The sequence below is a fragment of the Aeromonas lacus genome (assembly GCF_000764665.1).
Lineage (GTDB): Bacteria > Pseudomonadota > Gammaproteobacteria > Enterobacterales > Aeromonadaceae > Aeromonas > Aeromonas lacus.
On record NZ_JRGM01000159.1, the window covers coordinates 1 to 5,274 of the forward strand.

Annotated in this window: 5 protein-coding genes and 1 pseudogene; 3 read left to right on the top strand and 3 right to left on the bottom strand. The window is 62.3% G+C overall.

Annotation, left to right across the window (positions count from 1 at the left end; all coding sequences use genetic code 11):
* Together LG31_RS0118445 and cysS are read right to left on the bottom strand one after the other, a co-directional pair.
* Nucleotides 1-642: a hypothetical protein gene (locus LG31_RS0118445; RefSeq protein WP_033115875.1), complete on the bottom strand. Its 642-nt coding sequence runs from the start codon at nt 640-642 to the stop codon at nt 1-3.
* 118 nt (nt 643-760) lie between these two features.
* Entirely contained in the window at nt 761-2,137 is a 1,377-nt protein-coding gene (cysS, locus tag LG31_RS0118450; RefSeq protein WP_033115876.1) for a cysteine--tRNA ligase, read from the bottom strand.
* A gap of 212 nt (nt 2,138-2,349) precedes the next feature.
* Here cysS and LG31_RS0118455 point away from each other — a divergent pair, with 212 nt between their 5' ends.
* The 3 genes and pseudogenes from LG31_RS0118455 to lpxH all read left to right on the top strand — a co-directional run bounded on the left by LG31_RS0118455 (nt 2,350) and on the right by lpxH (nt 4,285).
* Nucleotides 2,350-2,847, top strand: coding sequence for a peptidylprolyl isomerase (locus LG31_RS0118455; protein ID WP_033115878.1), 498 nt, complete (start codon nt 2,350-2,352; stop codon nt 2,845-2,847).
* Nucleotides 2,837-3,541, top strand: a pseudogene (locus tag LG31_RS21065) (DUF4269 domain-containing protein); the annotation flags it as partial. The gene LG31_RS0118455 and the pseudogene LG31_RS21065, both read left to right, overlap by 11 nt.
* A 9-nt stretch (nt 3,542-3,550) precedes the next feature.
* On the top strand, nt 3,551-4,285 hold the full coding sequence (lpxH, locus tag LG31_RS21070) for a UDP-2,3-diacylglucosamine diphosphatase (RefSeq protein ID WP_033115879.1): 735 nt from the start codon (nt 3,551-3,553) through the stop codon (nt 4,283-4,285).
* A 117-nt stretch (nt 4,286-4,402) separates the two neighbouring features.
* Here the strand turns inward: lpxH and LG31_RS0118465 are convergent.
* A partial coding sequence (locus tag LG31_RS0118465) for a methyl-accepting chemotaxis protein (protein WP_033115877.1) occupies nt 4,403-5,274 on the bottom strand: 872 nt, incomplete at its 5' end.

The following is a 5,274-nucleotide window of genomic DNA, read 5'->3' on the forward strand; positions in this document are numbered from 1 at the left end:
CTATTTCCCCAACCCCTTGCACTGCTCTCCCCCTGCGGCGGGATAGGCGGTGAGCGTCTCATAGAGGGCGGCGCGCAGGCTACCGGATTGGCAGAAATCGCAGCTGCCGCCAGCGTCGATATCGGTGATGCGGGCGCCTTGCGGCCCGTCCAGTACCAGATAGGTGCTAACAAAACGGTAGGTGCCGCTGGGGGCGTCGAGCGGGGTGCCCGGCTCGCCAAAGGTGAAGCGCACCTTGACCTCGCTGCGATCCCGACTGCCGGCGATGGCGCGCGACGAGAGGATCTCCGAGCCCAGCAGGTTATCCCAGGCGTTGGGCAGGAAGGGGTTGCCCTCGACAAAGGGGGGCTTCTCGTCGGGGGCCTCGCGGGTGGCTATTTCGCGTGCCTTGGAGGCGGCATTGAGCAGGCAGAGCAGCTCGAGGGAGACGATAGTGGGCAGCGCGCCGCCAAGATCGCTCTGATAGAGGCCACTCGGTTTGACTGCGCGCTCCCAGTCGAGAAACTGGGCCACCTTGGCCTTGGCGCGGGCACTGGCGGCCGGATCGAGTTTGCCACTGGTGGTGGTGCCGGCATGGGCCGGGGCGATCAGGGCCGCCGCAGAGAGGGCCAGTGCCAGCACGGGCCAGCTGGATATCTTCATGGTGCCATCTTCCTTATGTTCGCTTGCATGGGCCGCGCCCTGAACAAAGCGTCGGGCCCTGAAAAAAAGAGCGCAGCCCAAGGGCTGCGCTCTGCGTCAGGTCGTCAACCGGCGGGCCTTAGGCACGGCGCCAGCTGGTCTTGCCGGCGCTGTCTTCCAGCACGATACCCATCTCGGTGAGACGGTTGCGGGCGGCATCCGCCGCGGCCCAGTTCTTGTCGGCACGGGCCTGATTACGCTCGGCGATCAGGCGCTCGATCTCGGCAACCTCTTCGTCCGCTTCGTCACCCTTGAGGAAGGCCTCGGGGTCTTGCTGCAGGATGCCGAGCACGGCGCCCAGCTCGCGCAGACGGGCGCCCAGCGCGGCGGCAACAGCCATGTCCTCGCCCTTCTGGCGGTTGATCTCGCGCACCAGATCAAACAGGGCGGAGTAGGCTTCCGGGGTGTTGAAGTCGTCGTCCATCGCTTCCTTGAAGCGAGCCACCTGCTCGTCGCCACCGGCAGCGGCGGCCACCGGCAGGTCGCGCAGGGCGGTGTACATGCGCTCCAGCGCGGCGCGGGCTTGCTTCAGGTTATCTTCCGAGTAGTTGAGCTGGCTGCGGTAGTGGCCAGACATCAGGAAGTAACGGACGGTTTCGGCGTCGTAGTGGGCCAAAACGTCGCGGATGGTGAAGAAGTTGCCAAGGGATTTGGACATCTTCTCTTTATCCACCATCACCATGCCGCTGTGCATCCAGGTGTTGACGTAGTCGCCACCGTGGGCGCAGCAGGACTGGGCGATCTCGTTCTCGTGGTGCGGGAACTGCAGATCGGAGCCGCCGCCGTGGATGTCGAAGTGGTTGCCAAGGTGCTTGGAGTTCATGGCGGAGCACTCGATGTGCCAGCCAGGACGGCCCGGGCCCCAGGGGCTTTCCCAGGTCGGCTCGCCCGGCTTGGACATCTTCCACAGCACGAAGTCCAAGGGGTTGCGCTTGGCATCGACCACGTCAACGCGGGCACCGGCTTGCAGCTGCTCCAGATCCTGACCGGAGAGCTTGCCGTAGTCGGCGTAGGATTCGACGATAAACATCACGTCGCCGTTGTCCGCCACATAGGCGTGCTCTTTAGCCAGCAGGGATTGCACCAGCTCGATGATCTCTTCGATATGCTGGGTGGCGCGCGGTTCGATATCAGGGCGCACCATGCCAAGGGCGTCGAAGTCGGCGTGCATGTCGCCAATCAGACGCTCGGTCAGCTCGTCGCAGGTCACTTGGGTCTCGGCGGCACGCTTGATGATCTTGTCATCCACGTCGGTGATGTTGCGCACGTAGGTGAGGTCATAACCGGCGTAACGCAGGTAGCGAGCCACCACATCAAAGGCGACGAAGGTGCGGCCGTGGCCGATATGACAGTGATCGTAGATGGTGACACCACACACATACATGCCCACCTTGCCCGGGTGGATAGGTTTGAATTCTTCTTTTTGACGAGTGAGTGTGTTGTATATCTTCAGCATCTTCTAACCACTGCCTGTGAGTAAAATGGTTGGTCATGATACCCCGTTCAGGGGCAGAAAACGAGGCAGAAAACGTGGCCAATCCCGCCTGCCAGCACGGTTACGGCGCCAGAGAGACTATGCCGCCAGCCCCTGATGGGCTAGAATTGCCACCACTTTATGCCATACACCTGCGGGCACTTCGTCGCCCGCATCAAATGAAAGGACATATCATGGTCACTCTGCACACCAATCACGGCGACATCACCCTCACCCTGAATGCTGAAAAAGCCCCGGAAACCGTGGCCAACTTCCTGCAATACTGCCGTGACGGTCACTACGACAACACCATTTTCCACCGCGTCATCGACGGCTTCATGATCCAGGGCGGCGGCTATGCCCCGGGCTTTGAAGAGAAAGACACCCGCGCGCCCATCAAGAACGAAGCGGCCAACGGTCTGTCCAACAAGATCGGCACCATCGCCATGGCCCGCACCATGGAGCCGCACTCTGCCAGCGCCCAGTTCTTCATCAACGTGAACAACAACGACTTCCTCGACTTCAAATCCGCCACCACCCAGGGCTTCGGCTACTGCGTATTCGGTGAAGTGACCGCCGGTATGGACGTGGTCAACAAGATCAAGGGCGTCAAGACCGGCAACTACGGCCGTATCCACCAGGACGTTCCGACCGAAGACGTGGTGATCACCAAGGTGACCCTTGCTGACTGATCTCTGCCGACTCGGCACTGATAAAACTGCGGCCCCGGCCGCAGTTTTTCCATCTGCCTCCCCCACTGCCAGCCCGAGCTGGCGCCGCCTCGACTATCTGGCCCACGGCAACGAACGCCAGCGCTCGGCCCATGCCCTGCTCACCGCCGGTGTGTGGGATGAGCTGGCAGCGCAGTGCGCCGATCTGGCGCTGGTGAGCACGCTCGCCATCGGCCTCGATCGGCCGGGCAGCGATCTCGATATCCTCTGCCAGCATCCCAATCCGGCGGCGTTTGCCGCGACGCTCGAGGCTCAAGGTTGGCTGGCGAGCGCCAAGGGCGACAATATCTGGCTGCTGGAGCGCACCTTTCCCCGCCTCGACCAGCACTGTGTCGATAGCGGTTGCGATCAAAGCGAGGCCAGCTGGCCGCTGGAGCTGTATGTCACCGCCGCCCCCATCGAGACGCAGAATGGCTGGCGCCACCTCACCCTGATGGCGGCTTTGCTACAACGCTTTGGCGATCACTTCTACCGCGAAGTACTGCGCCTGCGCCTTGAAGAGGAATTGAAAGGTGAAGCGGCCATGTGCCGGTTGCTGGGGCTGGCGGGCGATCCTTATGCCGCGCTGCTGACGCTGGAGGGACAGGACTTGACCCATCTGGTGTGGCCCGCCTCTATCGTGGCTCCCGAAGCGGATGTGGCCACCAGCAGCCACGGCTCGGCCATGCGCACCCTCTTTATCAGCGATATTCACCTGTGCAGCGATCGGCCCGACATGACCGCCGCGCTGGTGCACTTTCTGGCCAAGGAGGCGGTGGGCGCCGATGCCCTCTATGTGCTCGGCGATCTCTTCGAGTTCTGGATTGGCGACGATGATCCCAACCCGCTCCACCAGGAGATGGCCGACGCTTTTCTGGCCCTGAGCCAGCAGAATGTGCCCATCTACTTTATCCACGGCAACCGCGACTTTCTGCTGGGCCAAGAGTTTGCCAAGCGCGCCGGCATCACCCTGCTGGGGGATCCGTGCGTGATCGATCTCTATGGCGAGCGGGTGGTGCTGAGCCACGGCGATCTGCTCTGCACCCTGGATGAGGGGTATCAGAAGTTTCGTCGCATCACTCAGCTCAAGTGGCTGCGCTGGCTATTCCTGCGCCTGCCGCTCGCCCGCCGTCAGGCCATCGCCCGCAAGATGCGCGGCCAAAGCCAGATGGAGAACGCCTACAAGAGCCAGCGCATCATGGATGTGACGCCAGCTGCCGTTGACGAGATGCTGCGCCAGCACGGCTGCAAGGTGATGATCCACGGCCACACCCACAGACCCGCCATCCACCACTTCCAGCTCGATGGCGCGCCTGCCCGGCGCATCGTGCTGGGTGACTGGTTCGAGCAAGGCTCGGTGCTGGTCTGCCGCCCCGGCGAGCAACTGCTGGAAACAAGGCCGCTGGCAGCCGCACGCTGACAGCAGGTTCACAAGGCATCCGTAAAGAGAGGGGCGCGTCAGCAGTGACGCGCCCCTTGTTGTTTTGTTGCGGCAGCTCTACCGGTGCCCCCCGAAGCGCTGCACGCCGAGGCGGTGTTAGCGGCTGAAGTTGGGCTCCAGCGCATAGTGCTTGAAGCAGGCTTCCAGATTGCTGCGAATAGCAGGTGTCACGTTGATGAACTCCAACCCGTAGACCTCGCCCTCCGCCTCCTGTTTCGACCACATCACTCTGGCGGTCACGGCCAGCGGTGTCTGGTTGCGATAGAGATCGATGGAGGGTTTGGGGGTGTAGATCTTGAGCTCGACTTGCGCCTTTTTGGGCAATTCGAGGGACTGTACGGTACGCAGGCGCAGACCGGTCACGCTGAAGTCCTCGGTGATCGATTCATGGAAGCTGCCAGCGGCCTCGACCTTCACCATCATGTGCTGATACATACGGGGAGCACTGCGCAGCTCGTGTTCGGCGCGATCGACACTGCTGACCGTCTCGAAACGGAACTGCTCCATGATATCGCGCAGCTGGCTCGACTCTTCGTACAGGGTGCGGCTGATGATCCCGGTGGTCTGCACCTTCTCGGTATTCTCGGAGAGGGCGTGCAGCAGATCGTGCAGATGGGCATTGAGAGAGGCGAGCTTGTGCATCTGCTCGTCACTGGTGGTGCGGATCTGGTCGGCGGCACCGACACTGCGCTCAATCTCGCCCATCAAGCCATTGATGGACTGGCTAGCCTCGTGGGCCTTGTCCATGGTGAGGTGGGTGCGGGCAATCACGCTCTTCACCGTGGTTTCGTTCTCGCCGATCAGCTGGCTCAGGGTGGTGACAATTCCGTTGATCTCTTTGGTCGCCTGTCCGGCATGGTTGGCCAGCTTGCGCACCTCGTCAGCCACCACCGCAAAACCGCGACCATGTTCACCGGCACGGGCCGCTTCGATGGCGGCGTTGAGGGCCAGCAGGTTGGTCTGCTCGG

Excerpts from the sequence above, each read along its gene's own strand:
- LG31_RS0118455 (WP_033115878.1), top strand. The coding sequence starts at position 2,350 with ATGGTCACTCTGCACACCAATCACGGCGACATCACCCTCACCCTGAAT.
- cysS (WP_033115876.1), bottom strand. The coding sequence starts at position 2,137 with ATGCTGAAGATATACAACACACTCACTCGTCAAAAAGAAGAATTCAAA.
- LG31_RS0118445 (WP_033115875.1), bottom strand. The coding sequence starts at position 642 with ATGAAGATATCCAGCTGGCCCGTGCTGGCACTGGCCCTCTCTGCGGCG.
- lpxH (WP_033115879.1), top strand. The coding sequence starts at position 3,551 with ATGCGCACCCTCTTTATCAGCGATATTCACCTGTGCAGCGATCGGCCC.